We start from the raw sequence: 26,828 nt of genomic DNA, 5'->3' as shown, positions 1-26,828 counted from the left end.
AATTAATCGACGTTCAGCGCGTCATTGACCAGATCTTGTTGCTGCTTCTGGTGAACGGACATATACCCTACCGCCGGAGAGGCGGAGGCCGGGCGACCTGCATAACGCAGGGCAGACCCAAATGGAATCACTTCACGGAAATGATGCTGGCTGCAATACCATGCGCCCTGGTTGAGCGGCTCTTCCTGGCACCAGACAAAATCATGAACGTGAGCGTACTGTTTCAGCACGTCCTGCATCGCCTGATGCGGGAACGGATAAAGCTGTTCGATACGCACGATGGCGACATCTTTCTGATCGTTCTTACGGCGCTGTTCCAGCAGGTCGTAATAAACCTTACCAGAACACATTACGACACGCTTAACGGCCTGCGGATCCAGCTCGTCAATTTCACCGATGGCCGGCAGGAAGGTGCCGTTTGCCAGCTCTTCCAGGCTGGAGACCGCCAGTGGATGGCGCAGCAGGGATTTTGGTGACATGACTACCAGCGGACGGCGCATACCGCGCAGCGCCTGACGACGCAGCATGTGGTAAACCTGAGCCGGAGTGGACGGCACGCAAACCTGCATATTCTGCTCGGCGCAGAGTTGCAGATAACGCTCCAGACGCGCGGAGGAGTGCTCCGGACCTTGTCCTTCGTAGCCGTGCGGCAGCAGCATCACCAGACCGCACATACGGCCCCACTTCTGCTCACCGGAGGAGATGAACTGGTCGATGACGACCTGCGCACCGTTGGCGAAGTCACCGAACTGCGCTTCCCAGATGGTCAGGGTGCGGGGTTCTGCGGTGGCGTAGCCGTATTCGAAGGCCAGGACCGCTTCTTCAGACAGCACGGAGTCCCAGACCTTGAACTGGCCCTGACCGTTATGCACGTGCTGAAGCGGAGTATACGTTGAACCGTTAGACTGGTTGTGCACAACCGCGTGACGGTGGAAGAAGGTGCCACGACCCGCATCTTCACCGGACAGACGAACCGGAATACCTTCGTCAACCAGCGTCGCATAGGCCAGCGTTTCCGCGCCGCCCCAGTCGAACAGCTTCTCACCCGCCGCCATTGCCTGGCGATCGCCATAGATCTTGGCCACGCGGGACTGCATCTCGATCGCTTCCGGCACGGTGCTGATGCGTTTAGCCAGCTCCTGCAAACGCTTCATCTCAACCTTGTTCGGGTAGCTCTCGTCCCACTCGTGGTTGAGGTACGGCGACCAGGTGAAGGAGTGCATGTTCATTGGACGCAGCTCTTTCACCACGCATTCACCCGCATCCAGCGCGTCGCGATAAAGATTGACCATCTCGGTCGCATCTTCCAGCGTCGCCACTTTTTCGCTTTCCAGCTTGTCAGCGTAGATTTTACGCGGCGTCGGGTGTTTTTTGATTTTCTGGTACATCAGCGGCTGGGTTGCACTTGGCTCATCCGCTTCGTTGTGGCCGTGACGGCGGTAGCAGAAGAGGTCAATGAACACATCGCGCTTGAAGGTGTTACGGAAGTCCAACGCCAGACGGGTAACGAAAGCAACGGCTTCAGGGTCATCCGCGTTAACGTGGAAAATTGGCGCCTGAACCATTTTACCGATGTCGGTGCAGTACGGGGTGGAACGCGCATCCAGCGGGTTAGAGGTGGTGAAGCCCACCTGGTTGTTGATTACGATGCGAACGGTACCGCCCACTTCATAACCACGCGCTTTCGACATGTTCAGGGTTTCCTGAACCACGCCCTGCCCTGTGACCGCCGCATCACCGTGAATAGTGATTGGCAGTACTTTATTGCTGCTCGGCTCGTCCAGACGATCCAGACGCGCACGCACGGAACCGATAACCACCGGGCTGACGATTTCCAGGTGCGACGGGTTAAACGCCAGCGCCAGGTGAACCTGACCGCCCTCGGTTTCGATATCCGACGAGAAGCCCATGTGGTACTTCACGTCACCGGTGCCGAGGTGCTCTTTATGTTTACCCGCAAATTCGTCGAACAGATCCTGCGGCTTTTTACCCAGCACGTTAACCAGCACGTTCAGGCGACCACGGTGCGCCATGCCCAGCACCACTTCGCGCGTGCCGCTCTTACCGGCATGACGAATCAGCTCTTTCAGCATCGGGACTAATGCATCGCCGCCCTCCAGTGAGAAGCGTTTTGCGCCAGGGAATTTCGCGCCCAGATAGCGCTCAAGGCCTTCCGCTGCGGTCAGTTCGCTGAGAAAACGTTTTTTCTCATCTGCTGAGAAATTCGCGTGGCCTGCCACGGATTCGATACGCTGCTGGATCCAGCGTTTCTCTTCGGTGGAGGTAATGTGCATATATTCCGCGCCGATGGAGCCGCAGTAGGTTTGCTTGAGCGCGTCAATCAGATCGCCCAGCTTCATCGTGTCTTTGCCGATGGCAAAGGAACCTACGTTAAAGCTTTCCTGGAAATCGGCCTCGGTCAGATCGTGATAAGCCGGATCAAGATCCGCTACACGTTCCTGCTGCCACAGTCCCAGCGGATCGAGATTCGCATGCTGGTGACCACGGAAGCGATAAGCGTTGATAAGTTGCAGGACTTTAACCTGCTTCGCATTGGTGTCAGGGTCGGAAATCGCAGAAGAGTAACGTGAGGCATCCTTCGCCAGACGACGGAAATAATCACGTGTTTTTGAATGGAATTGATCCGGTTTGACCCCTGTACCAGGCAACTGCTGGAACATGGAACGCCAGTTTGCGTCCACTGAGTCAGGATCGGTTAAGAAGTCTTCATAGAGCTGTTCTATCCAGCTCTGGTTTGAACCAGAGAGGTAAGAAGAGTCCAGCCAGGCTTTCATTGCGCCGTTCTGCATCGTGATCCCTTAAGCATTTTTATGCTTACTTTCGCCGTAGAAACTACCACGCACACCACGTGTACGTGCCGGGGTTCACCTGCGAGCTCTTTGTGGCCCGCGAAGGAACCTTTAGAAACTGTCTAAATAATCTTCGTCGTTCCGGCTGCGACTGCGTTGCGGCTTTCACTCACCCCAGTCACATAGTCAACTATGCTCCAGGGGATTCGTTCAACCGCGCCTTGTCTCGCGCTGAACGTCTCGATTATTTACTTATCTGGCAGTTTTTAAAGGTTTCTGCAATTTGCCCGGTGACGCTACGCTTACCGGGCCTACTGTTACGTAGGCCGGATAAGCGCAGCGCCATCCGGCGTTGTTACTTACGCACTGCGCTGCAACAACATCGACTTAATATGGCCGATGGCGCGCGTCGGGTTCAGCCCCTTAGGACACACACTGACGCAGTTCATGATGCTATGGCAGCGGAATACGCTGAAAGCGTCACTTAGCCCTTCCAGACGATTCTCGGTTTCGGTATCGCGGCTGTCGATCAGGAAGCGATAGGCAGCCAGCAGACCCGCAGGGCCGATAAATTTATCCGGGTTCCACCAGAATGACGGGCATGACGTTGAACAGCATGCACAGAGAATACACTCGTACAACCCATCGAGTTTTTCACGCTGCTCAGGAGACTGTAAGTGCTCGCGAGCGGGTGGATTTTGCCCATTATTCAATAAGTAAGGCTTAATCTTCTCATATTGTGCATAGAATTGCCCCATGTCCACCACCAAATCACGCACGACCGGCAGGCCAGGCAGAGGACGGATCACAATTTTCTGGCCAGGACGCTGTAGCGCTGAAATTGGCGTGATACAGGCCAGACCGTTTTTGCCGTTCATGTTTACACCGTCAGAGCCACACACCCCTTCACGGCAGGAGCGGCGGAACGACAGCGTAGGATCTTTCTCTTTCAGCTGGATTAAGGCATCCAGCAGCATCATGTCACGACCTTCTTCCGCTTCGAGGATGTAATCCTGCATACGCGGAGCATCGTCTACATCCGGGTTATAACGATAAACTGAGAATTCGAGTTTCATTATCCTGTCTCCGCATTAGTAAGTACGAATCTTCGGCGGGAACGCCGGACGCAGTTTCGGTTCCATGTTAACGCTACGACGCGTCATGGTTTCCGACTCTGGCAGATACAGGGAATGGCACAGCCAGTTTTCGTCATCACGATCCGGGAAGTCGAAGCGGCTATGGGCGCCACGGCTTTCGGTACGGAAGTTTGCCGACATCGCAGTGGCGAACGCGGTTTCCATCAGGTTATCCAGCTCAAGGCACTCAACGCGCTGGGTGTTGAACTCGCTTGAGGTATCGTCCAGACGGGCATTCTTCAGACGCTCGCGGATCGCTTTCAGCTGCTCAAGCCCTTTGGCCATCGCGTCACCTTCACGGAATACCGAGAAGTTGTGCTGCATACACTCCTGCAACGCCTTACGGATCTCCACCGGATCTTCGCCGTTACGATTACCGTTCCAGCGATTGAGGCGCTCAAGAGAGGCATCTATTTCGTCATCGGTCGCATCACGCAGCGCGCCCTGCTCGGCAATAGACTCCTGGAGATGCAGACCCACCGCACGACCAAATACCACCAGGTCCAGCAGGGAGTTGCCGCCCAGACGGTTTGCGCCGTGCACGGATACGCAGGCAATTTCGCCTACCGCGAACAGGCCAGGGATGACCACGTCTTCGCCCTGCTCGTTCACGGTCAGCGCCTGACCGGTCACTTTGGTCGGAATACCGCCCATCATGTAGTGACAGGTTGGGATAACCGGAATTGGCTCTTTCACAGGGTCGACGTGCGCGAAGGTGCGGGACAGCTCCAGAATGCCCGGCAGACGGGATTCCAGCACTTCTTTACCCAGATGGTCGAGTTTCAGCTTCGCGTGTGGACCCCAAGGGCCGTCACAGCCGCGGCCTTCACGGATTTCGATCATGATGGAACGCGCCACCACGTCACGGCCCGCAAGGTCTTTTGCGTTTGGCGCATAACGCTCCATGAAGCGCTCGCCATGTTTGTTCAGCAGGTAACCACCTTCACCACGGCAGCCTTCTGTCACCAGTACGCCCGCACCGGCGATACCGGTTGGGTGGAACTGCCACATCTCCATGTCCTGCACCGGCACGCCAGCGCGGATCGCCATCCCAACGCCGTCACCGGTGTTGATATGGGCGTTGGTAGTGGACTGATAGATACGGCCTGCGCCGCCGGTCGCCAGCACGGTTGCGCGGGCTTTGAAGTAGACCACTTCACCGGTTTCGATGCACAGAGCGGTACATCCCACCACGGCGCCATCGGCGTTTTTCACCAGATCCAGCGCATACCACTCGGAGAAGATGGTGGTGTGGTTTTTCAGGTTCTGCTGATACAGCGTGTGCAGCAGCGCGTGACCGGTACGGTCAGCCGCCGCTGCGGTTCGTGCCGCCTGCTCGCCGCCGAAGTTTTTCGACTGGCCGCCAAACGGACGCTGATAGATGGTGCCATTTTCCAGACGAGAGAACGGCAGACCCATGTGGTCCAGCTCCAGAATCGCTTCCGGGCCGGTTTTACACATATATTCGATGGCATCCTGGTCACCGATGTAATCGGAACCTTTTACCGTATCGTACATATGCCATTCCCAGTTATCTTCATGGGAATTACCCAGCGCAACGGTGATACCGCCCTGCGCAGACACAGTGTGGGAACGGGTCGGGAATACTTTAGAGAGCAGCGCACAGGTCTGGCCGCTCTGGGAAATTTGCAGTGCGGCGCGCATACCTGCGCCACCCGCACCAATCACAACAGCATCAAATTCTCTGACTGGCAGTTTCATTACACACCCCACACCACAACAAATCCATAAATGACGTAAACCAGCAGAGCAACAACAATAATCAGTTGCAGCGGAAGGCGAATCGCCAGCGGTTTAACGTAATCGGTCAACACCTGCCACATGCCAATCCAGGCATGAATAAGGATGGAGAACAGGGCCAGCAGGGTGAACACTTTGGTGAAGGCCGATCCGAAGAAACCACTCCAGATTTCCCACGTCAGCGTGCCGCTGGTCGCGAAGAAACCGATCATATAGATGATGTAAAGGGTGAGAACGATGGCGGTAGCACGTACCAGGATGAAGTCATGTACGCCGTTGCGTCCTAATGCGGAGGCGTTGCTTACCATACGAGAACTCCTGCGAGAAGTGAAAGCACGACAGTGATCACAAATGAAATGTTAGCGGTACGTTTACCGGCCTCGAACGTCTCTTCCAGGTAGCCAAAGTCCATCAGCATATGGCGAACGCCGCCAACCACGTGATAGGCCAGCGCGGTCAGAATGCCCCACATGATAAATTTCACGAAGAAGCTGTTCATGATGGCTGAGGCCTGGAGGAATCCTTCAGGGGATGAGAGGCTGGTTCCCAGTAACCACAGCAAGATACCGACCGCCACAAACGTAATCACACCAGAAACACGGTGCAGAATGGACGCTATTGCTGTTACAGGGAATCGGATCGTTTTCAGATCCAGATTGACAGGTCTTTGTTTTTTCACATTTCTTATCATGAATAACGCCCACATGCTGTTCTTATTGTTTCCTTCCTCCGGACTGCGATGCGGGTCAGACAGCGTTCCTTTTCTATAACTGCGCGTCATGCAAAACATTGCTTCCAAATGCTAAAACGACACGTTACAACGCTGGGTGGCTCGGGATTGCAGGGTGTTCCGGAGACCTGGCGGCAGTATAGGCTGTTCACAAAATCATTACAATTAACCTACATACAGTTTGTTGGGTTTTCTCTGGAACAGTGATCGGGGTCACGATAACAACATCTTTTTAATTTTTAATCATCTGATTTGACAAATGTTAAACAATATTGTTACAAACGTCATCAGAAAAGGCATATAATGCGCAAAAGTTATGAGGTCTCTCTTTCACCTGACAAATAGTTATGTAACAGTGTGATGGTATTGACCGAAGTTATCAGGACAGTTATTAGTGATATACAGGTTTGAATAATTCGGACTGCAAAAACGCTGATTTGCTGTTGTTTCACTGATATTTCATTCGTTTACCTGCAAGGCGCCATAGCTCTGTACCCTGGTTTCTCCTCGTGAGCTGAGCGGTAAGCCAAATAACAATCTGGTAACGATGATTAACAGCTGAAAGCAAATCCGGTAAAGCGCAGTCTTAAGCATAAGGCGCTAAGGAGACCGTAAATGGCTGATACAAAGGCAAAACTCACCCTAAATGGTGATGATGCTATTGAACTGGATGTGCTAAAAGGCACGCTCGGTCAGGATGTTATTGATATCCGTACGCTGGGTTCCAAAGGGGTATTCACCTTTGACCCTGGATTCACCTCCACCGCATCTTGCGAATCCAAAATCACCTACATTGACGGTGACGAAGGTATCCTGCTCCATCGCGGCTTCCCCATCGATCAGTTAGCCACCGAATCCAACTATCTGGAAGTGTGCTACATCCTGCTGAACGGCGAAAAACCGACGCAGGCCCAGTACGATGAATTTAAAACCACCGTGACCCGTCACACCATGATCCATGAGCAGATTACCCGTCTGTTCCATGCGTTCCGTCGTGACTCTCATCCGATGGCGGTCATGTGCGGTATTACCGGTGCGCTGGCGGCGTTCTACCACGATTCTCTGGACGTGAATAACCCACGTCACCGTGATATCGCGGCGTTCCGTCTGCTGTCTAAAATGCCTACCATGGCGGCGATGTGTTACAAATACTCTATCGGTCAGCCGTTTGTGTACCCACGCAACGACCTCTCCTACGCGGGTAACTTCCTGCGTATGATGTTCTCCACGCCGTGCGAAGAGTACGAAGTGAACCCGGTGCTGGAACGCGCGATGGACCGTATTCTGATCCTGCACGCTGACCACGAACAAAACGCCTCGACCTCTACCGTCCGTACCGCGGGCTCTTCCGGCGCGAACCCGTTCGCCTGTATCGCTGCGGGTATCGCCTCCCTGTGGGGACCGGCGCACGGCGGCGCGAACGAAGCGGCACTGAAGATGCTGGAAGAGATCAGCTCCGTTGAGCACATTCCTGAGTTCGTGCGCCGCGCGAAAGACAAGAATGACTCCTTCCGTCTGATGGGCTTCGGTCACCGTGTTTACAAAAACTACGACCCGCGCGCGACCGTCATGCGTGAGACCTGCCACGAAGTGCTGAAAGAGCTGGGCACCAAAGATGATCTGCTGGAAGTGGCGATGGAGCTGGAACACATCGCGCTGAACGACCCGTACTTCATCGAGAAGAAACTCTACCCGAACGTCGATTTCTACTCCGGTATCATCCTGAAAGCGATGGGCATTCCGTCTTCCATGTTCACCGTGATCTTCGCCATGGCCCGTACCGTGGGCTGGATTGCGCACTGGAACGAAATGCACAGCGAAGGCATGAAAATCGCCCGTCCTCGTCAGCTGTATACCGGCTACGAGCAGCGTGATTTTAAGTCTGACATTAAGCGCTAAAAAACACGCCCGGCGGCGCTTCGCTTGCCGGGCCTACAAGTGCGAGATGTAGGCCGGGTAAGGCGTAGCCACCACCCGGCTTTTTTACATCTGGCACCCAGGACACCAGTAAAACGGCCTGGAAGAGATCGTCGCCTTCTCAATCACCCCGCCGCACCGCTCACACTTTTTACCTGCCCGATGAAACACCTTGAAGCGGAACAGCGCCCCGTGATGCTTGTTCTCATCCACCACGCCGCGCGTGTTGTACGACAGCCGTGGAATATCCAGTAACGCGTGCGACAGCGCCTCCAGCTGTTCATCGCTCAGCTGCGACGCTTTGCGCTGCGGCGCCAGCCCCACTTCCCAGAGGATCTCCACCCGCAGGTAGTTTCCCAGCCCCGCCAGAAATGCCTGATCGAGCAATAGCCCGGAAAACTGCCGGTTGCGGAATGTGGGGGATAACAACCGGGCTTTCACATCGCTTGCCGTCAGACGCATGTCGAGCACGTCCGGCCCGACCCGCTGTAAGAACGGATGCGTCAGCAGCTGCTCCGGCGTTAACATTTCGATATCAGAGGCGCTGTAAAGCAGGATCGCCTTATCCGCCGTTTGTAGCCGCACGCGCAGCACGCGGGTCGTTTGCGGCTGCTCGTCCGCCTCCACCACCCGCCAGACACCGTAAAGCTGATTATGGCTGTATAACGTCAGGTTATGGGAAAAGTGGGTGAGTAACGCCTTGCCGCGCGTTTCAATGTGGGTCACCGTCTGCCCCACCAGCTGCGATTCAAACGGCTTGAGTTGAGGAAAGGCAAACCAGACGTGTGTCAGAGGTTTGCCCTTTATCGCCGCCTCCAGGCTATCCGCCGCGCGGCGGATCTCCGGACCTTCTGGCATGTTATTGTCCTTTCATGATTATTCTGCGCTGACAACAATGCCCTCTTCCGAGAACGCCGCCCGCAGGCGTCGCGCAAACTGGAGCGCATGCTCGCCGTCACCGTGTAAGCACACCGTATCAGCCTGAACGTTTGCCGTTGTCCCCTCCGTTGAGGTTACTCGCCCGAAGCGCACCATCTCCAGCGTCTGCGCCAGTGCTTTACCTTCGTCGGTGATCAGCGCACCGGCCTGCGTACGCGGAACAAGGCTACCGTCCGGCAGGTATCCCCGATCGGCAAACACTTCCTGCCGCGTAGTCAGCCCCAGCCGTTCTCCGGCACGAATAAGCTCGCTGCCCGCCAGGCCTACCAGAATCAGTTGCGGATTACAGTCCCGCACCGCGCGGGCAATGGCGTCTGCCAGCACCGGAGCTTTCGCCGCCTGGTTATAGAGCATGCCGTGCGGCTTAACGTGGCGCAACACGCCATTCTCGGCGCGCACGATCGCCTCCAGGGCGCCGATCTGGTAGAGCATTTGTGCGTAAACCGTCTCAGGGGGCAGATCCATCGCCGTGCGACCAAAGTTTTCCCGATCAGGGAAGCTCGGGTGAGCACCTATCGCTACGCCATTTTTAAGGGCATTACGCACGCTCACCAGCATGGTTTGCGCGTCGCCCGCGTGAAAACCGCAGGCGATATTGACCGACGAGACCAGCGTCATCAGCGCCGCATCGGCGCTGCTGCCCTCCCCCAGATCGGCGTTTAAATCAATCTTTACCATCGAGCCTCCACGCCAGCTGTTCGAGATAACGCTGCTGATCCTGCCGGGCTTTCAGCGCCTCCTCCAGCGAACACTGCACAAAATGAATGGGCTGACCAAGAGGAATTTGCGCCAGATGGTAGCGATCCGCTTCGATAATGCAGGCAATACGCGGATATCCCCCCGTGGTTTGCGCATCGTTCATCAGTACGATAGGCTGCCCGTTGCCAGGCACCTGAATCACCCCCGGCAACAGACCATGGGAAAGCAGCTCCCGGTCAGTCGTGCGGGTCAGCGGCTGGCCCTGAAGCCGGTAACCCATGCGGTTACTCTGCGGGCTGATCTTCCACGGCGAGCGCCAGAAAGACTCTTTCGCGGCTTCATCAAACTCATGGTATTCCGGTCCCGGTAAGGCGCGGATCACGTTCCCCCACAGCAGCTGTTTCACGCCCTGGGTGGTGGTGAAATGGCGCGTTGAGGTCTTTATCCGCAGACGATCGCCGTCGCGCAGCAGCCGTCCTTCATGGCCGCCCATTCCCGCTTTCTGGTCGGTGCTGGATGAGCCCAACACCTCCGGCACCTCGATCCCCCCCGCCACCGCAAGATAGCTGCGCACGCCGTGCAGAGGGCGCTTGAGCGTCAGACGCTGCCCGGCCTTCGCCCGCAGGCGCCAGCCGGTCCACACCGCTTTGCCGTCCAGCGTCGCGTCACAGCCCGCGCCGGTTAAGGCAAACCAGGTTTCCTGACCAAACTCAATCACGCACTGACCCAGCGTAATTTCTAACGCCGCCGTGCTGCCTGCGTTGCCTACCAGCAGGTTGGCAATCTCCAGCGAAGGACGATCGAGCGCGCCGCAGTAGCTCACGCCCGACTGACGCAGCCCAAAACGCCCGGCATCCTGTACCGAGGTGTAAAGCCCTGCGCGAATAAGCGTTAACATACTCCCTCCTTCTGCGGGATAAAGCGCAGGGTATCCCCCGGACGCAGGAGTATGGGCGCGTCCTGGCCTGGTTCAAACAACGGCGTGGACGTGTGCCCGATCAGCTGCCAGCCTCCCGGTGAGGCGAGCGGATAAATTCCCGTTTGCTCGCCACCAATCGCCACGCTGCCCGCCGGTACGCTCAGGCGCGGCTCAGCCCGGCGCGGAGTATGTAACTGGGGCGATAACCCGCCCAGATAGGGGAAACCCGGCTGAAATCCCAAAAACCAGACAACATAGTCGACTGAGCTATGCAGCTCCACAACCTGCTTCTCCGTTAATCCACAGTGTTCGGCCACCACGCCAAGGTCGGGACCTCCCTTGCCGCCATAGACAACCGGGATCTCAATCGTCCGCGATTCCGGCTCCAGCGCCTCGCTCTCCTCCCACCAGCGTTGCAGACGCTCAATGGCATCCAGCGCCCCCGTGTGCGGATCACGCAGCACCACGGTGATATTATTCATACCCGGAATAGCTTCAACCACGCCGGGTAGCTCGGGCAGTCGCTGAGCCAGACGCCAGATACGCTTTTGCGTGGCAAGCGTCACCGGAGGCTCAAGCTCCAGAACTACCGCGGTTTCACCCAGAAGATAACAACGCGCTCGCTGCACTTAACTACCTCTCATCAGGCCGGATTAGGGATATCAATAAACGTCACATCCAGATCGGTATTTTCCGTCAGCCACTCGCTGAGGGCGCGGATGCCGCCACGCTCGGTGGCGTGATGGCCCGCCGCGTAAAAATGCAGGCCTTGTTCACGGGCTGAGTGAATGGTCTGCTCGGAGACTTCGCCGGTAATGAAGGCGTCGACACCAAAACGCGCCGCGCTGTCAATAAAGCCCTGGCCGCCGCCGGTGCACCATGCCACGCGCTTCACGGTATCCGGCCCGGTGTCGCCGCACCACAGCGGACGACGCCCCAGGCGCGCTTCGATCCACGAAGCCAGCTCCAGACCCGGAACCGGCATCGACAGTTCGCCCCACGGCACCAGAGGTTCAATTTCACCCATCACGGTAATCCCCAGCAGCTGCGCAAGCTGAACGTTATTTCCCAGTTCAGGATGCGCATCGAGCGGCAGGTGATAGCCGTACAGGTTGATGTCATTCGCCAGCAGCGTTTTGAGTCGGTTGCGCTTCATGCCGCGAATAATCGGTGATTCGTTTTTCCAGAAATAACCGTGGTGGACAATCACCGCATCGGCTTCCTGACGCACCGCCTCATCCAGCAGCGCCTGGCTTGCCGTCACGCCGGTGATGATTTTTTGTACCGTCTCGCGCCCCTCCACCTGCAAGCCATTCGGGCCGTAGTCGCTAAACGAAGCCGTGTTGAGTTTTTCGTTAATCAGGCGTTCCAGTTCACTGTTTTTCATCATCATTCTCTCAAACTTTTCGGGCGGCTTCGTACGCCGCCAGCGTGGCGACGCGCGCCTGTTTATGGTCGACAATGGGACGGGGATAGTTCAGGGTAACACGCTGTTTATCCGCCCATACCCAGGGTTCATGAATGGCTTTGGCCGGGACATCCTTAAGCTCAGGCAGCCAGCGACGGATAAACTCGCCGTCGGCGTCAAATCGTTGTCCCTGCGTGGTCGGATTGAAGATCCGAAAATAGGGAGCCGCATCCGTTCCGGTGGAGGCCGCCCACTGCCAGCCGCCGTTATTCGCCGCCAGATCGCCATCGATCAGCTGAGAGATAAAATAACGCTCTCCGGTTCGCCAGTCGATAAGCAGATCCTTCACCAGGAAGCTGGCGGTAATCATACGCAGACGGTTATGCATCCACCCGGTTTCATTGAGCTGCCGCATAGCCGCATCAACAATCGGGAAGCCGGTGAGCCCACGCTGCCATGCTTTAAGCAGCTTCTCATTCGACTGCCACTGTACCTGTTCGGTCCAACGAATAAAGGGCCGATGTTTACACAAATCAGGATGATACGTCATCAGATGGCGATAAAACTCACGCCAGATCAGTTCGTTCAGCCACACTGCGCCCGCCCCCCCGTCTAAGGCCTGAGGCTGTTCCGCCAGCAGGCGATGTAAACACTGGCGCGGAGAGAGCGCGCCCAGCGCTAAACAGGCCGACAAGCGGCTGGTGCCTTCAGTCGCTGGAAAATCCCGACGCGCCTCGTACTCCGCCGCCCCCTGCGTGCAGAACTGACGCAACCGGTCAATAGCTGCTTTCTCACTGGCGGGGAATACCGTTTCATCGAACGACTGCTGGGGATAATTCAGCCTGATCGCCGGCAGATCCGTTATCGTTTCCCCTCTCACGGCCGGGGCGGTAACGCACTCAGGTAGCCCCTCTTTCAGGCGTTTGATAAAGGCATTTTTAAACGGCGTGAAAACTTTATACATTTCGTGGCTACCGGTCATTACGCTGCCCGGCGCGAGCATCACGCTGTCATCAAAGCCTTCACAGACCACGCCCGCAAGGGTTTTCTCCAGCTGACGATCCCGCTGTTGCTCGTTGAATTCATACTGATAGTTGTAATAAAGATGCGTTACTGCGTGCTGCTGGCAGATTGCCTGCACCGTCTGGCGCTGCGCGGCGAAATCATGGGCCTCTTTATAGATCAGCGGAATGCCTTTTTCAGCCAGTGAATGTTGCAGGTCATTCAGATACGCGCTGAGTAGTGCCGCTTGCCGGGGCGCCATGTCATGCTGCCGCCACTGTTCAGGCGTGGCGATAAACAGGGCCAGCACATTCGCGTCTTTAGCGCGGCAGGCCGCCGCGAGAGCGAAGTTGTCGTGAATGCGTAAATCCGCGCGAAACCAAACCAGATGGGTGGGCATAAAACTCCTGGCAATTGTCCATTATGTCCGTAAGGGCATGCCGTAAAAGGAAAAAGGCATGCATTGAACTACTTTGCCATGAAGTGTAGACGGGATGAAATAAAAAAGGCCGCCCGAGGCGGCCTTAACGCTACTTGTCCTGCGCTATCAGGGTAAAGGCAATAAACACATCCGGTTTATCACTCTTTACAACGAGTGCGCTGGCGACAATGAACGCGATGCATAAATAGCGTTTCACTATGCGGTCCCTGCTGCTAACCGCTCCACCTATCACCACCGGTGATAAATCGGTGGACACAAGCCCGGGTAGGTGGGCTGCTTTACGGCTATGGATACACCTTTCCCAAGACCGATGCCCATTTGCGAGATGGCGGAAAGGGACGTGGCATCATAATTAGCACCAACACCAAAAGTAAGTTATTTCAGTAAAATTAGGAATTTATAAAGGTGAAGTGGATTGTGAACTTTCTAAAGAAGGGTATGATAAAAATCCCGGGTAGGGGCTGCAAGATTACCCAACGGACCGCGAATCCCGAGGGACAAAAAAACCGCCACATTGCTGTAGGCGGTTTTTTTATGGCTACGATGTCACACCGTATCAGTAGAAATCGCAGGTCGCTTTCTCGGCCTGATCCATCCACACCGGCTTCTCGCTGGTTTTCGCCCAGACGCGGTGCAGGTAACTGTAGAAACGTGCGCGATCTTTCCAGAACAGCATCACCGGCAGGGCCAACACGCCAGCCACTACGGCGAAAGTGCGACGCATGAAAATGATATGAGCCGGAAACTCTTTATAAAGATCCATAATTTTCTCCCCTGTAGTTGGCCGGAAACCGTCTCCGGAAAATGTGAAATCTGTGACCTGGTTAAAATAATACCGCTTTGTTTGTAATTTTACTACTCATCCGACCACTTATTTTCATCCATTTCGTGAATATTTACATTCCCGCATGTAATTAAGTTACAAAAAAGTTAACGATTTACTTACCAATAGTTAAATTGTGGTCTTTCCCTTTTTATACTTTTTTTACACCTGCCCTTCTGATTTTTGCGAAATCTTTGCGCCATAAATCCTACCGTTTGTACAACAACAAAAGTCACCCGGAGGTGGATTGTGAGTGCAGGTCTGATTGCCGGCATCGTGCTGGTGTTCCTGTTATTGGGTTATCTGATTTATGCCCTGATTAATGCGGAGGCATTCTGATGGCTGCTCAGGCGTTTTTGCTTATTGCCAGCTTTTTACTGGTGCTGTTTGTGCTCGCCAGGCCGCTGGGAACAGCGCTGGCGCGTCTGATAAACAACGTGCCATTGCCGGGCACGCGAAATATTGAAAACGTGCTCTGGCGCATTTCAGGTATCAGCGATCGGGAAATGAACTGGCGCCAGTACCTGATGGCGATACTGCTTCTGAATATCCTGGGGCTTATTGCCCTCTTTACGCTGCTGATGCTCCAGGGCAGTCTGCCGTTGAACCCGCAGCAGTTACCGGGTTTATCCTGGCATCTGGCGCTGAACACGGCGGTCAGCTTTGTCACCAACACCAACTGGCAGTCTTACGCCGGTGAAACCACGCTCAGCTACTTCAGCCAGATGGCCGGGTTAACCGTGCAAAACTTTCTTTCTGCGGCCAGCGGTATCGCGGTGATCTTCGCCCTGACGCGCGCGTTTGCCCGTCAGAATGTCAGCACCCTCGGCAACGCCTGGGTTGATGTCACGCGCATCACCCTTTGGATCCTGGTGCCTGTTGCGCTGATTATTGCCCTGTTCTTTATTCAGCAAGGCACTCTGCAAAACCTGCTGCCTTATACCCCTTACACCTCGCTTGAAGGGGCCAGGGAACTCCTTCCTATGGGGCCGGTGGCGTCGCAGGAAGCGATCAAGATGCTGGGCACCAACGGCGGCGGCTTCTTCAACGCCAACTCATCGCATCCGTTTGAAAACCCAACGGCATTAACCAATTTTGTACAGATGCTGGCGATCTTCCTGATCCCCGCCGCGCTCTGCTTCGCCTTTGGCGATGTGGTTAACGATCGCCGCCAGGGACGTACGCTGCTGTGGGCGATGTCGTTGATCTTCGTGGTCTGCGTAGCACTGGTGATGTGGTCCGAATGGAACGGCAACGGCCACTTCATGCAGCTGGGGGCTAACAGCAATATCAACCTGGAAGGCAAAGAGAGCCGCTTCGGCATTCTTGCCAGCAGCCTCTATGCGGTGGTCACCACGGCGGCCTCCTGCGGGGCAGTGAACGCCATGCACGACTCTTTTACCGCGCTCGGCGGCATGATCCCGATGTGGCTGATGCAGATTGGCGAGGTAGTTTTCGGTGGGGTCGGTTCGGGGCTGTACGGCATGCTGTTGTTCGTTCTGCTCGCCGTGTTTATCGCCGGACTAATGATCGGTCGCACGCCGGAGTATCTCGGCAAAAAAATCGACGTCCGCGAAATGAAATTAACCGCGCTGGCAATTCTGGTCACCCCCACCCTTGTGCTGCTCGGTACCGCGCTGGCGCTGATGACCGACGCCGGGCGCAACGGCATCTTTAACCCGGGCATTCACGGCTTTAGCGAAGTGCTTTACGCCGTTTCGTCTGCCGCCAACAACAACGGCAGCGCCTTTGCAGGGTTAAGCGCCAACTCGCCGTTCTGGAACTGTCTGCTGGCGTTCTGCATGTTCATCGGACGTTTCGGCGTGATTATTCCCGTCATGGCGATCGCTGGAACACTGGTGAATAAGAAGATCCAGCCGACCACCACCGGTACGTTACCGACTCACGGCGCGCTGTTCGTCGGCCTGCTGATTGGCACCGTTCTGCTGGTGGGTGCCCTGACCTTTATCCCCGCCCTCGCGTTAGGCCCGGTTGCGGAATATCTCTCTTTACGCTGATTTTGCGGAGAATTTGTCATGAGTCGTAAACAACTGGCCCTGCTCGAACCGACGTTAGTTCGTCAGGCCCTCATGGATGCGGTAAAAAAACTGAGCCCGCGCGTGCAGTGGCACAACCCGGTGATGTTTATTGTCTGGACTGGAAGTTTACTCACCACCGCACTGGCGATTGCCATGGGAACGGGACACCTTTCGGGGAATGCAACCTTTACCGCCGCCATCAGCCTGTGGCTGTGGTTTACCGTGCTGTTCGCCAACTTCGCCGAAGCGTTAGCGGAAGGCCGCAGTAAGGCACAGGCCAACAGCCTGAAAGGGGTAAAAAAGACCGCCTTTGCGCGCAAATTACGCGAACCTAAATACGGCGCGCAGATGGACCACGTTCCGGCGGATGAACTGCGCAAAGGTGACGTGGTGCTGGTGGAAGCTGGCGACATCATCCCCTGCGACGGTGAGGTGATTGAGGGCGGCGCATCGGTAGACGAAAGCGCCATTACCGGGGAATCCGCACCGGTGATCCGTGAGTCGGGCGGAGATTTCGCCTCAGTTACCGGCGGAACGCGCATTCTTTCCGACTGGCTGGTGATCCAGTGCAGCGTTAACCCGGGCGAAACCTTTCTCGACCGGATGATCGCCATGGTGGAAGGTGCACAGCGTCGTAAAACGCCGAACGAGATCGCCCTGACCATTCTGCTGGTGGCGCTCACCATTGTCTTCCTGCTGGCAACGGCGACCCTGTGGCCCTTCTCCGCCTACGGCGGTACAGCGGTTAGCATCACCGTACTGATCGCCCTGCTCGTCTGTCTGATCCCCACCACTATCGGCGGCCTGCTTTCCGCGATTGGCGTGGCGGGGATGAGCCGGATGCTGGGCGCGAACGTCATCGCCACCAGCGGACGCGCCGTTGAAGCGGCGGGTGACGTAGACGTGCTGCTGCTGGATAAAACCGGGACCATCACCCTGGGCAATCGTCAGGCCTCTGACTTTCTACCTGCTCCCGGCGTGGATGAAAAAACGCTGGCTGACGCGGCGCAGCTTTCCTCGCTGGCCGATGAAACGCCGGAAGGCCGCAGTATCGTGATCCTCGCCAAGCAGCGCTTTAACCTGCGCCAGCGCGACGTTCAGAGCCTGCACGCCACGTTCGTGCCCTTCACAGCGCAAACCCGAATGAGCGGAATTAACATTCAGGACCGGATGATCCGTAAAGGGTCCGTTGATGCCATTCGCCGTCATATTGAAGCCAATAATGGACACTTCCCCCCGGAAGTCGACCACCTGGTGGAAAGCGTGGCGCGTCAGGGAGCAACCCCGCTGGTGGTGGCGGAAGGTGCAAGCGTTCTGGGGGTTATCGCCCTGAAAGATATCGTTAAAGGCGGTATTAAAGAGCGTTTCGCCCAGATGCGTAAGATGGGCATTAAAACAGTGATGATCACCGGGGATAACCGTCTGACTGCGGCGGCCATTGCCGCCGAAGCGGGCGTGGATGATTTCCTTTCCGAAGCGACGCCGGAAGCGAAGCTGGCACTCATTCGCCAGTATCAGGCGGAAGGCCGTCTGGTGGCGATGACCGGCGACGGCACCAACGACGCCCCGGCGCTGGCGCAGGCCGACGTGGCGGTGGCGATGAACTCCGGTACCCAGGCGGCAAAAGAGGCGGGCAACATGGTGGATCTCGACTCGAACCCGACCAAGCTGATCGAAGTGGTACATATCGGGAAGCAGATGCTGATGACGCGCGGCTCGCTGACCACGTTCAGTATCGCCAACGACGTGGCGAAGTATTTCGCCATCATTCCGGCGGCTTTTGCGGCAACCTACCCGCAGTTGAATGCCCTGAACGTGATGCACCTGCACTCTCCGGCCTCGGCCATTTTGAGCGCGGTGATCTTCAACGCGCTGATTATTGTCTTTCTTATTCCGCTGGCGCTGAAAGGGGTGAGCTATAAGCCGCTGACGGCCGCCGCCATGCTGCGCCGTAACCTGTGGATTTACGGTCTGGGTGGGCTGGTGGTGCCCTTTATTGGGATCAAGGTTATCGACATGCTGTTAACGCTGTTCGGGCTGGTTTAAAAGGTGGATCCAATGACGATGTTACGTCCCGCTATACTGTTGTTTATTCTGCTGTCTCTGATTACCGGCGGGCTTTACCCGCTGATGACTACCGCGCTGGGCCAGTGGTGGTTTAAAGATCAGGCCAACGGCTCGCTGATTATCCAGAACGGTGAAAACCGCGGCTCGCGTCTGATTGGGCAGAACTTTACGGACCCGCGCTACTTCCAGGGACGCCCTTCCGCCACTGCGGAAAGCCCGTATAATCCAATGGCCTCCGGCGGCAGCAATCTGGCTGGCAGTAATCCTGACCTGGACAAAGCCGTTGCTGAACGCGTTGCCGCCCTGCGCGCCGCGAATCCGCAGGCCAGCCGTGAGGTGCCGGTTGAGCTGATCACCGCTTCCGCGAGCGGGCTGGATTACAGCCTGACGCCGGATGCGGTGGTGTGGCAGATCCCACGCGTGGCAGCCGCCCGTCAGCTGACCGTCGAGCAGGTGAGCCAGCTGGTCGCAGAACATACGCAAAAGCCGCTGGTCAGCTTCATCGGCATGCCGATAGTGAACATTGTTGAGCTGAATCTGGCGCTGGACGCGCTAAGGAAGAACTAAATGACCGACGAGCCCATGCGCCCGGATCCGGACAGGCTGCTTGAACAGACGGCTGAAGCCCACCGCGGCAAGCTGAAAATTTTCTTCGGCGCCTGCGCGGGCGTCGGGAAAACCTTCGCCATGCTGACGGAAGCCCAGCGGCTTCGGGCGCAGGGGCTTGATATTCTCATCGGCGTGGTGGAAACCCACGGTCGCAAAGAGACGGCTGCGCTGCTGACTGGGCTGGCGACGCAGCCGCCCCAGCGTATCAGCCATCGCGGGCGGCTGGTCACGGAGTTTGATCTTGATGCCGCCCTCGCCCGCCGCCCTGCCCTGATCCTGATGGACGAACTGGCGCACAGCAATGCGCCAGGCTCCCGCCATCCGAAGCGCTGGCAGGATGTTGAGGAGCTGCTTGAGGCAGGCATTGACGTCTTCACCACGGTGAATGTTCAGCATCTGGAAAGCCTGAACGACGTAGTGAGCGGCGTAACCGGTATCCAGGTGCGGGAAACCGTCCCCGATCCGTTTTTTGATTCTGCCGATGAAGTCGTACTGGTTGACCTGCCGCCGGACGATCTGCGCCAGCGCCTGCACGAAGGCAAAGTGTATATTGCCGGCCAGGCCGAACGCGCCATCGAACATTTTTTCCGCAAAGGAAACCTGATTGCCCTGCGCGAGCTGGCCCTGCGCCGCACCGCCGATCGCGTTGATGACCAGATGCGCGCCTGGCGAGACCTACAGGGACAAGAGCGCGTCTGGCACACGCGGGACGCCATTCTGTTATGCATTGGTCACGGCAGCGGCAACGAAAAACTGGTTCGCACCGCCGCCCGGCTGGCAGCGAAATTTGGCAGCGTCTGGCACGCGGTCTACGTCGAAACGCCGCAGCTGCATGGTCTGCCAGAAAATCAGCGTCGCGCCATTTTGAGCGCGCTGCGGCTGGCGCAGGAGCTGGGTGCCGAAACCGCCACCCTTTCCGAACCGCAGGAAGATAAAGCCATTCTGCGCTACGCGCGCGAGCACAACCTGGGCAAGATTGTCATTGGACGTCGACAGCATCGCCGCTGGTTTAGCCGCGAATCTTTTGCCGACAGGCTGGCCCGCCGCGCGCCGGATCTTGATTTAGTCATCGTCGCGCTGGATGACAAGCCCGCCCCTCTGCCCAACCGTACGCCGGATGCTCGCACCTTTGGCGATAAATGGCGCATTCAGATCCGCGGTTGCCTGGTGGCAGTAGTCCTTTGCGCACTGATTACGGTGATTGCCAGCCAGTGGCTCATCGCCTTCGACGCCGCCAATCTGGTCATGATTTATCTGCTCGGCGTCGTTGTGGTCGCGCTCTTTTATGGCCGCTGGCCGTCGGTGCTGGCAACGGTGATCAACGTCATCAGCTTCGACCTTTTTTTTATCGCTCCGCGCGGGACGCTTGCTGTCTCGGACGTGCAGTACATTCTGACCTTTGCCGTGATGCTTACCGTCGGGCTGGTGATCGGGAATCTGACGGCAGGCGTACGCTACCAGGCACGCATTGCCCGCTATCGCGAGCAGCGCACGCGCCATCTGTATGAAATGTCAAAATCGCTGGCGGTTGGCCGCACGCAGCGGGATATCGTGCAGACCAGCGAGCAGTTTATTCGTTCGACCTTTCATGCCAGTAACCTGATTTTGCTCCCCGACGAACAGGGGCGCCTTCGCCCGCTGACCTCCCCTTCGGGGATGACGCCCTGGGATGAAGCGATTGCCCGCTGGAGTTTCGATAAGGGGTTACCTGCCGGCGCCGGCACCGACACGCTGCCCGGCGTGCCTTACCAGATCCTGCCGCTGCGCAGCGCGGATAAAAATCACGGGCTGGTCATCGTCGAGCCGTCTAACCTGCGTCAGCTGATGATCCCCGAGCAGCAGCGCCTGCTGGAAACCTTCACCCTGCTGGTCGCCAGCGCCCTTGAACGGCTGGCGCTCACCGCCAGCGAAGAGCAGGCGCGGCTGGCAAGCGAGCGCGAAAGTATTCGCAATTCGCTGCTGGCAGCGCTGTCTCACGATTTGCGCACCCCGCTTACCGTGCTGTTCGGCCAGTCCGAAATTCTGACGCTGGATCTGGCGGCGGAAGGATCAAAGCACGCGATGCAGGCCAGCGAAATTCGCCAGCACGTGCTGAATACCACGCGCCTGGTGAACAACCTGCTGGACATGGCGCGCATTCAGTCCGGCGGGTTTAACCTCAAAAAAGAGTGGCTCACCCTTGAGGAGGTTGTCGGCAGTGCGCTGAAGATGCTGGAGCCGGGTCTCGGCGGGCGCCATATTGAGCTGGACATGCCGGAACCCCTGACGTTAATCCATGTGGATGGCCCACTGTTTGAGCGCGTGCTGATTAATCTGCTGGAAAATGCCGCTAAATACGCCGGGGCAAAGGCCCGGCTGGGGATTGCGGCCAGGGTGGATAAACGTGTGCTGCGGCTCGACGTCTGGGATAACGGGCCGGGTATTCCGGCCGGTCAGGAGCGCGCCATATTCGAAAAATTTGCGCGCGGTAATAAGGAATCCGCCATTCCGGGCGTTGGGCTGGGGCTGGCGATCTGCCAGGCGATTGTCGACGTGCATGGTGGCACCATTTCCGCAGAGAACCGCCCGGAAGGTGGGGCACGCTTTTGTGTTACACTTCCTCTTGAAACTCCACCAGAACTTGATGAATTACCAGAGGATTTGTGATTAACGTTCTGATTGTTGAAGATGAACTTGCTATCAACCGATTTCTGCGTACCGCGCTGGAAGGCGACGGTTTGCGCGTTCATGAAGCCGGAACGCTTCAACGGGGGTTAATTGAAGCCGCCACCCGCAAGCCAGATCTGGTGATCCTGGATCTGGGACTTCCAGATGGCGACGGCATCGATTTTATTCGTGAGGTGCGTCAGTGGAGCCAGATGCCTATTCTGGTGCTCTCTGCCCGCACCGAAGAGTCGGATAAAATCGCCGCGCTGGATGCCGGAGCGGATGATTATCTGATCAAACCGTTTGGCATTGGCGAGTTACAGGCCCGGCTTCGTGTGGCGCTGCGTCGACACAGTGCCACGTCCCCTTCCGATCCGGTGTACGCCTTTGGCGATATCCGCGTCGATCTTGCTGCCCGCCGCATCGTGCGAGGGGAAGAAGAGATCCACCTTACGCCTATCGAATTTCGTCTGCTGGCCGTGCTGCTCAATAACCACGGAAAAGTGTTAACGCAGCGACAGCTGTTAAGCCAGGTCTGGGGACCGAATGCTGTCGAGCATAGTCACTATTTACGCATTTATATGGGACACCTTCGCCAGAAACTTGAAGCCGATCCCGCGCGTCCTCGTCATTTATTAACAGAAACCGGTATCGGATATCGGCTTATGATCTGAATAAGTATTCACTTTAATTTTAAATATAAAACATACCGGCCTGAATATAGCCATGAAAATAACGATGAGTTTATTTTCATAGCTATATCCGCCCTCTTTAAACACAATTAAAACATCAATTTAACACCGAACCAACAAAACAGCATTTTGATCTGCGTTATTCACTCAAAACGACTAATTATTTCTGAAATGATCGGTTATTGGTGATCTGTTTCACAGTTAATCCCTTTTTCCTGGATAAAATGACCATGCTTTCAATTACTGAAAGGAAACTGAACATGGAAAACAATAATCGTTTAATGCCCCATATAAGGCGGACAACACATATCATGATGTTTGCCCACCGAAACTGTTTTGACTTTCATCTCTTTAACGCCCGGTAGTCCTTCGACTTCTGGCGCATCTGCTTACAGGTTATCCTGAAAAACGCTATTTTACAGGCTGTTGCCTGTGAACACCTGCGCTCATTCCTTGTGATTCAGATTCTCCGCAACCGGGCGGACTGAATTTTACTCAGCAAAAAAGCAATTAACTGATTTCGTATCAGCGGACACGCTTTGCTTTTTTTTCCGGAAATAATCGATTTCTTTACCGCAAGAAGTCGAGGGCCCCATATTGCCTGAAATAAAGAGATAAAGATGAAAACGTTAAAAATTGCCGTCAGCCGTGCCTGCCCTGAATGCTTTACCACTTCGCGCGACATTGTGGATATCACCGCATCGGATTATATTGATGTGGCAGCCGTGGTTCTGGCCGTCAGCGATATTTTCAATGGCGCCATAGAAGAAATAGAAGCCACGGGATTCGGTATTCCTGTGTTTATTGCCACGCATAAAGAAGAAAGGGTTCCGGCTGAATTTCTGTCGCGTATTCACGGCGTTTTTGAGTACTCCGACACCAGCAATGCGTACTACGGACGCCAGCTTGAAGCGGCTGCGCAGAAGTACGAAACCCGGCTCCGCCCGCCGTTCTTCCGCGCGCTGGTCGATTACGTCCAGCAGGGGAACAGCGCGTTTGACTGCCCCGGACATCAGGGAGGCCAGTTCTTCCGCCGCCATCCGGCCGGAAACCAGTTTGTCGATTTCTTTGGCGAAACGCTTTTCCGCGCCGATCTGTGCAATGCCGACGTGGCAATGGGCGATCTGCTGATCCATGAAGGCGCGCCATGCATCGCTCAGCAGCATGCGGCAAAAGTCTTTAATGCGGATAAAACCTACTTCGTGCTGAACGGCACCTCCTCTTCCAACAAGGTGGTGCTCAATGCCCTGCTCACGCCAGGCGATCTGGTGCTGTTCGATCGCAATAACCATAAATCTAATCACCACGGGGCGCTGTTACAGGCGGGCGCGACGCCGGTGTATCTGGAAACGGCGCGCAACCCATACGGGTTTATCGGCGGTATTGATGCACACTGTTTCGACGAGAGCTATCTGCGGGAGCTGGTGTCAGAGGTCGCGCCTGGCCGCGCGCGGGATGAACGTCCGTTCCGTCTGGCGGTGATCCAGCTGGGCACCTACGACGGTACCATTTATAACGCCCGTCAGGTGGTGGATAAGATTGGTCACCTGTGCGATTACATTCTGTTTGACTCCGCCTGGGTGGGTTACGAGCAGTTTATCCCGATGATGGCCGACTGCTCGCCGCTGCTGCTGGAGCTGAACGAAAACGATCCGGGCATTCTGGTGACCCAGTCGGTGCATAAGCAGCAGGCGGGCTTCTCGCAAACCTCGCAAATCCATAAGAAGGACAGCCACATCAAAGGCCAGGCGCGCTATGTCCCGCATAAACGCCTGAATAACGCCTTTATGATGCACGCCTCCACCAGCCCGTTTTATCCGCTGTTTGCCGCCCTGGATATCAACGCCCGCATGCACGAGGGGCAAAGTGGGCGCAACATGTGGATGGACTGCGTGGTGACGGGTATCGAAGCGCGGAAACTGATCCTTCAGAACTGTCAGTTTATTCGTCCGTTCGTGCCGGAGACGGTGGATGGCCGTCCATGGGAAAGCTGGGATACGGCAGAGATTGCGACCGATCTGCGCTTCTTCCATTTCGTTCCGGGCGAACGCTGGCACGCCTTTGAGGGATACGCCGAGCATCAGTATTTTATCGATCCCTGCAAACTGCTGCTAACTACGCCGGGCATCAACGCCCGCACCGGTGAGTACGATGATTTCGGCGTGCCCGCGACCATCCTCGCCAACTTCCTGCGTGAAAACGGCATCGTGCCGGAAAAATGCGACCTCAATTCCATTCTGTTCCTGCTCACCCCGGCGGAGGACATGGGCAAATTGCAGCAGCTCGTCGCCCAGCTGGTGCGCTTCGAAAAACTGCTCCAGAGCGATGTGCCGCTGAAAGAGGTTCTGCCCTCTCTTTATAAGCAACATCCGGAACGTTATGCGGATTATACCCTGCGTCAGATTTGTCAGGAGATGCATGACCTCTACGCCCGCCATAACGTGAAGCAACTGCAAAAAGAGATGTTCCGCAAGTCTCACTTCCCACGCGTCATGATGAACCCGCAGGAGGCGAACTATGCCTATCTGCGCGGTGAGGTCGAGCTGGTGTCCCTGCGCGACGCGGAAGGCCGTATCGCCGCGGAAGGCGCGCTGCCTTACCCACCGGGGGTGTTGTGCGTGGTGCCGGGAGAAGTCTGGGGCGGTTCCGTGCTGCGCTATTTCGCCGCGCTGGAAGACGGGATCAATCTGCTGCCGGGTTTTGCGCCGGAGTTACAGGGGGTTTACGTCGAGGAGTATGACGGTCGCAAACAGGTGCGCTGCTACGTCATCAAACAACCTGCCGCTCAACCATCGCTGCTGAAAGGAGAAAAATTATGAGTAAGGCCAACAAGATGGGCGTGGTGCAACTCACTATTCTCACCATGGTGAATATGATGGGTTCGGGGATCATCATGCTCCCCACCAAGCTCGCTGAAGTGGGGACGATTTCGATTATCTCCTGGCTTGTTACCGCCGTGGGTTCGATGGCGCTGGCGTGGGCGTTTGCCAAGTGCGGTATGTTCAGCCGCAAGTCCGGCGGCATGGGCGGCTATGCCGAATATGCGTTTGGTAAGTCCGGTAACTTTATGGCGAACTATACCTACGGCGTGTCGCTGCTGATCGCCAATGTGGCGATTGCCATTTCCGCTGTCGGTTACGGCACAGAGCTGTTTGGCGCGACGCTGACCCCGGTGCAAATTGGGCTGGCGACCATCGGCGTGCTCTGGATCTGCACCGTCGCTAACTTTGGCGGCGCGCGCATCACCGGACAGCTCAGCAGCATCACCGTCTGGGGCGTCATCATCCCGGTTGTCGGCCTGTGCATCATCGGCTGGTTCTGGTTCAGTCCTACGCTGTACGCCAACTCCTGGAATCCGCATCACGTACCGTTCTTCACCGCCGTGGGATCGTCCATCGCCATGACGCTGTGGGCCTTCCTCGGGCTGGAGTCAGCCTGTGCGAATGCGGAAGTGGTGGAAAACCCGGAGAAAAATGTGCCGATCGCGGTACTCGGCGGGACGCTGGGGGCGGCGGTGATCTATATCGTCTCGACCAACGTGATTGCGGGAATTGTGCCCAACATGGATCTGGCTAACTCAACGGCGCCGTTCGGGCTGGCGTTTGCGCAGATGTTTACGCCGGAGGTGGGGAAAGTGATCATGGGACTGATGGTGATGTCCTGCTGCGGCTCGCTGCTGGGCTGGCAGTTCACCATCGCCCAGGTATTCAAATCTTCCGCTGACGAAGGTTATTTCCCGAAAATCTTCTCCCGCGTCACCAAAGCGGATGCACCGGTGCAGGGTATGCTGGCGATTGTGGTTTTCCAGAGCGGTTTGTCGCTGATGACCATCAGCCCGTCACTGAACAGCCAGTTTAACGTGCTGGTCAACCTGGCGGTGGTGACGAACATCATTCCGTACATTCTGTCGATGGCGGCGCTGGTGATTATTCAGAAGGTGGCGAAGGTGGATCCGCGCAAAGCCCGGGCGGCCAATATCGTGGCGCTGATTGGGGCGATTTACAGCTTCTATGCGCTCTACTCGTCCGGTCAGGAGGCGATGCTGTATGGGGCGATGGTGACCTTTATGGGCTGGACGCTGTACGGTCTGGTATCGCCGAGATTTGAATTGAAGAATAAGCATAGTTAGGTAAAGCAAAACGGCAACCCATGGGTTGCCGTTTTTAGTGTTTTCTCCCTCTCCCTGTGG

General features: G+C 56.4%; 22 protein-coding genes. 10 read left to right on the top strand and 12 right to left on the bottom strand.

Going from position 1 to position 26,828, the window contains the following annotated elements; genetic code table 11:
• Positions 1-2: 2 nt before the first annotated feature.
• The 5 genes from sucA to sdhC all read right to left on the bottom strand — a co-directional run bounded on the left by sucA (position 3) and on the right by sdhC (position 6,413).
• Complete coding sequence (gene sucA / locus RS584_RS06415; RefSeq protein WP_063138443.1) at positions 3-2,810, bottom strand: 2-oxoglutarate dehydrogenase E1 component; 2,808 nt, start codon at positions 2,808-2,810, stop codon at positions 3-5.
• Between the two features lie 359 nt (positions 2,811-3,169).
• Positions 3,170-3,886 (bottom strand): succinate dehydrogenase iron-sulfur subunit, encoded by a 717-nt coding sequence (locus RS584_RS06410; protein ID WP_126765396.1) that lies wholly within the window; start codon positions 3,884-3,886, stop codon positions 3,170-3,172.
• Between the two features lie 15 nt (positions 3,887-3,901).
• Positions 3,902-5,668 carry a succinate dehydrogenase flavoprotein subunit gene (sdhA, locus tag RS584_RS06405; RefSeq protein WP_003858619.1) on the bottom strand — a complete coding sequence of 589 codons (1,767 nt, stop codon included), beginning with the start codon at positions 5,666-5,668 and terminating at the stop codon, positions 3,902-3,904.
• Complete coding sequence (sdhD, locus tag RS584_RS06400; RefSeq protein ID WP_003858621.1) at positions 5,668-6,015, bottom strand: succinate dehydrogenase membrane anchor subunit; 348 nt, start codon at positions 6,013-6,015, stop codon at positions 5,668-5,670. The genes sdhA and sdhD overlap by 1 nt, the downstream gene beginning before the upstream one ends.
• Entirely contained in the window at positions 6,009-6,413 is a 405-nt protein-coding gene (gene sdhC / locus RS584_RS06395; RefSeq protein ID WP_026080740.1) for a succinate dehydrogenase cytochrome b556 subunit, read from the bottom strand. The genes sdhD and sdhC overlap by 7 nt, the downstream gene beginning before the upstream one ends.
• Positions 6,414-7,052: 639 nt before the next feature.
• Between sdhC and RS584_RS06390 the strand changes: the two genes are divergently transcribed.
• A complete protein-coding gene (locus tag RS584_RS06390) occupies positions 7,053-8,336 on the top strand; it encodes a citrate synthase (protein ID WP_006809584.1) in 1,284 nt (427 codons plus the stop codon).
• An 84-nt stretch (positions 8,337-8,420) separates the two neighbouring features.
• Here the strand turns inward: RS584_RS06390 and nei are convergent, their stop codons facing one another.
• The 7 genes from nei to RS584_RS06355 all read right to left on the bottom strand — a co-directional run bounded on the left by nei (position 8,421) and on the right by RS584_RS06355 (position 14,526).
• Positions 8,421-9,212: an endonuclease VIII gene (gene nei / locus RS584_RS06385; RefSeq protein ID WP_032670331.1), complete on the bottom strand. Its 792-nt coding sequence runs from the start codon at positions 9,210-9,212 to the stop codon at positions 8,421-8,423.
• An 18-nt stretch (positions 9,213-9,230) separates the two neighbouring features.
• Positions 9,231-9,971, bottom strand: a complete 741-nt coding sequence (gene pxpA / locus RS584_RS06380; protein ID WP_315749116.1) for a 5-oxoprolinase subunit PxpA — start codon at positions 9,969-9,971, stop codon at positions 9,231-9,233.
• Positions 9,958-10,890, bottom strand: coding sequence for a 5-oxoprolinase subunit PxpC (gene pxpC, locus RS584_RS06375; protein WP_193041708.1), 933 nt, complete (start codon positions 10,888-10,890; stop codon positions 9,958-9,960). Before pxpC ends, pxpA begins: the two co-directional genes overlap by 14 nt.
• Entirely contained in the window at positions 10,884-11,540 is a 657-nt protein-coding gene (gene pxpB / locus RS584_RS06370; RefSeq protein WP_003858633.1) for a 5-oxoprolinase subunit PxpB, read from the bottom strand. Before pxpB ends, pxpC begins: the two co-directional genes overlap by 7 nt.
• A 14-nt stretch (positions 11,541-11,554) precedes the next feature.
• Positions 11,555-12,298 (bottom strand): type 2 GTP cyclohydrolase I, encoded by a 744-nt coding sequence (locus RS584_RS06365; RefSeq protein ID WP_003858635.1) that lies wholly within the window; start codon positions 12,296-12,298, stop codon positions 11,555-11,557.
• A gap of 10 nt (positions 12,299-12,308) precedes the next feature.
• Complete coding sequence (gene phrB, locus RS584_RS06360) at positions 12,309-13,721, bottom strand: deoxyribodipyrimidine photo-lyase (RefSeq protein WP_315749115.1); 1,413 nt, start codon at positions 13,719-13,721, stop codon at positions 12,309-12,311.
• A 598-nt stretch (positions 13,722-14,319) separates the two neighbouring features.
• A complete protein-coding gene (locus RS584_RS06355) occupies positions 14,320-14,526 on the bottom strand; it encodes a YbfA family protein (protein WP_003858637.1) in 207 nt (68 codons plus the stop codon).
• A gap of 309 nt (positions 14,527-14,835) precedes the next feature.
• Between RS584_RS06355 and kdpF the strand changes: the two genes are divergently transcribed.
• The 9 genes from kdpF (at position 14,836) to potE (ending at position 26,768) form a co-directional block, all read left to right on the top strand.
• Entirely contained in the window at positions 14,836-14,925 is a 90-nt protein-coding gene (gene kdpF / locus RS584_RS06350; protein ID WP_003858638.1) for a K(+)-transporting ATPase subunit F, read from the top strand.
• Positions 14,925-16,604 (top strand): potassium-transporting ATPase subunit KdpA, encoded by a 1,680-nt coding sequence (kdpA, locus tag RS584_RS06345; protein WP_315749114.1) that lies wholly within the window; start codon positions 14,925-14,927, stop codon positions 16,602-16,604. The genes kdpF and kdpA overlap by 1 nt, the downstream gene beginning before the upstream one ends.
• Positions 16,605-16,622: 18 nt before the next feature.
• A complete protein-coding gene (gene kdpB, locus RS584_RS06340; protein ID WP_023296126.1) occupies positions 16,623-18,671 on the top strand; it encodes a potassium-transporting ATPase subunit KdpB in 2,049 nt (682 codons plus the stop codon).
• Between the two features lie 12 nt (positions 18,672-18,683).
• A complete protein-coding gene (gene kdpC, locus RS584_RS06335) occupies positions 18,684-19,259 on the top strand; it encodes a potassium-transporting ATPase subunit KdpC (RefSeq protein ID WP_032652982.1) in 576 nt (191 codons plus the stop codon).
• On the top strand, positions 19,260-21,947 hold the full coding sequence (gene kdpD, locus RS584_RS06330; protein WP_047734233.1) for a two-component system sensor histidine kinase KdpD: 2,688 nt from the start codon (positions 19,260-19,262) through the stop codon (positions 21,945-21,947). It abuts the gene before it with no gap.
• Entirely contained in the window at positions 21,944-22,621 is a 678-nt protein-coding gene (gene kdpE / locus RS584_RS06325; protein ID WP_315749113.1) for a two-component system response regulator KdpE, read from the top strand. The genes kdpD and kdpE overlap by 4 nt, the downstream gene beginning before the upstream one ends.
• 278 nt (positions 22,622-22,899) lie before the next feature.
• On the top strand, positions 22,900-23,004 hold the full coding sequence (gene speFL / locus RS584_RS06320; protein ID WP_003858645.1) for a leader peptide SpeFL: 105 nt from the start codon (positions 22,900-22,902) through the stop codon (positions 23,002-23,004).
• 255 nt (positions 23,005-23,259) lie between these two features.
• The gene (speF, locus tag RS584_RS06315) at positions 23,260-25,458 is read left to right on the top strand and encodes an ornithine decarboxylase SpeF (protein WP_315749112.1); all 2,199 of its coding nucleotides are present in this window, start codon (positions 23,260-23,262) and stop codon (positions 25,456-25,458) included.
• Positions 25,455-26,768: a putrescine-ornithine antiporter gene (potE, locus tag RS584_RS06310; RefSeq protein WP_017694147.1), complete on the top strand. Its 1,314-nt coding sequence runs from the start codon at positions 25,455-25,457 to the stop codon at positions 26,766-26,768. Before speF ends, potE begins: the two co-directional genes overlap by 4 nt.
• The last annotated feature ends 60 nt before the right edge of the window (positions 26,769-26,828 follow it).

This window comes from Enterobacter sp. DTU_2021_1002640_1_SI_PRY_ASU_LCPMC_013 (genome assembly GCF_032389435.1).
Lineage (GTDB): Bacteria > Pseudomonadota > Gammaproteobacteria > Enterobacterales > Enterobacteriaceae > Enterobacter > Enterobacter hormaechei_C.
This window is presented reverse-complemented; position numbering and strand designations above follow the sequence as displayed.

Bases quoted from the DNA above. Each gene is read 5' to 3' on its own strand.
- sucA (WP_063138443.1), bottom strand. From the start codon at position 2,810: ATGCAGAACGGCGCAATGAAAGCCTGGCTGGACTCTTCTTACCTCTCT.
- RS584_RS06410 (WP_126765396.1), bottom strand. From the start codon at position 3,886: ATGAAACTCGAATTCTCAGTTTATCGTTATAACCCGGATGTAGACGAT.
- sdhA (WP_003858619.1), bottom strand. From the start codon at position 5,668: ATGAAACTGCCAGTCAGAGAATTTGATGCTGTTGTGATTGGTGCGGGT.
- sdhD (WP_003858621.1), bottom strand. From the start codon at position 6,015: ATGGTAAGCAACGCCTCCGCATTAGGACGCAACGGCGTACATGACTTC.
- sdhC (WP_026080740.1), bottom strand. From the start codon at position 6,413: ATGTGGGCGTTATTCATGATAAGAAATGTGAAAAAACAAAGACCTGTC.
- RS584_RS06390 (WP_006809584.1), top strand. From the start codon at position 7,053: ATGGCTGATACAAAGGCAAAACTCACCCTAAATGGTGATGATGCTATT.
- nei (WP_032670331.1), bottom strand. From the start codon at position 9,212: ATGCCAGAAGGTCCGGAGATCCGCCGCGCGGCGGATAGCCTGGAGGCG.
- pxpA (WP_315749116.1), bottom strand. From the start codon at position 9,971: ATGGTAAAGATTGATTTAAACGCCGATCTGGGGGAGGGCAGCAGCGCC.
- pxpC (WP_193041708.1), bottom strand. From the start codon at position 10,890: ATGTTAACGCTTATTCGCGCAGGGCTTTACACCTCGGTACAGGATGCC.
- RS584_RS06365 (WP_003858635.1), bottom strand. From the start codon at position 12,298: ATGAAAAACAGTGAACTGGAACGCCTGATTAACGAAAAACTCAACACG.
- phrB (WP_315749115.1), bottom strand. From the start codon at position 13,721: ATGCCCACCCATCTGGTTTGGTTTCGCGCGGATTTACGCATTCACGAC.
- RS584_RS06355 (WP_003858637.1), bottom strand. From the start codon at position 14,526: ATGGATCTTTATAAAGAGTTTCCGGCTCATATCATTTTCATGCGTCGC.
- kdpA (WP_315749114.1), top strand. From the start codon at position 14,925: ATGGCTGCTCAGGCGTTTTTGCTTATTGCCAGCTTTTTACTGGTGCTG.
- kdpB (WP_023296126.1), top strand. From the start codon at position 16,623: ATGAGTCGTAAACAACTGGCCCTGCTCGAACCGACGTTAGTTCGTCAG.
- kdpC (WP_032652982.1), top strand. From the start codon at position 18,684: ATGACGATGTTACGTCCCGCTATACTGTTGTTTATTCTGCTGTCTCTG.
- kdpD (WP_047734233.1), top strand. From the start codon at position 19,260: ATGACCGACGAGCCCATGCGCCCGGATCCGGACAGGCTGCTTGAACAG.
- speFL (WP_003858645.1), top strand. From the start codon at position 22,900: ATGGAAAACAATAATCGTTTAATGCCCCATATAAGGCGGACAACACAT.
- speF (WP_315749112.1), top strand. From the start codon at position 23,260: ATGAAAACGTTAAAAATTGCCGTCAGCCGTGCCTGCCCTGAATGCTTT.
- potE (WP_017694147.1), top strand. From the start codon at position 25,455: ATGAGTAAGGCCAACAAGATGGGCGTGGTGCAACTCACTATTCTCACC.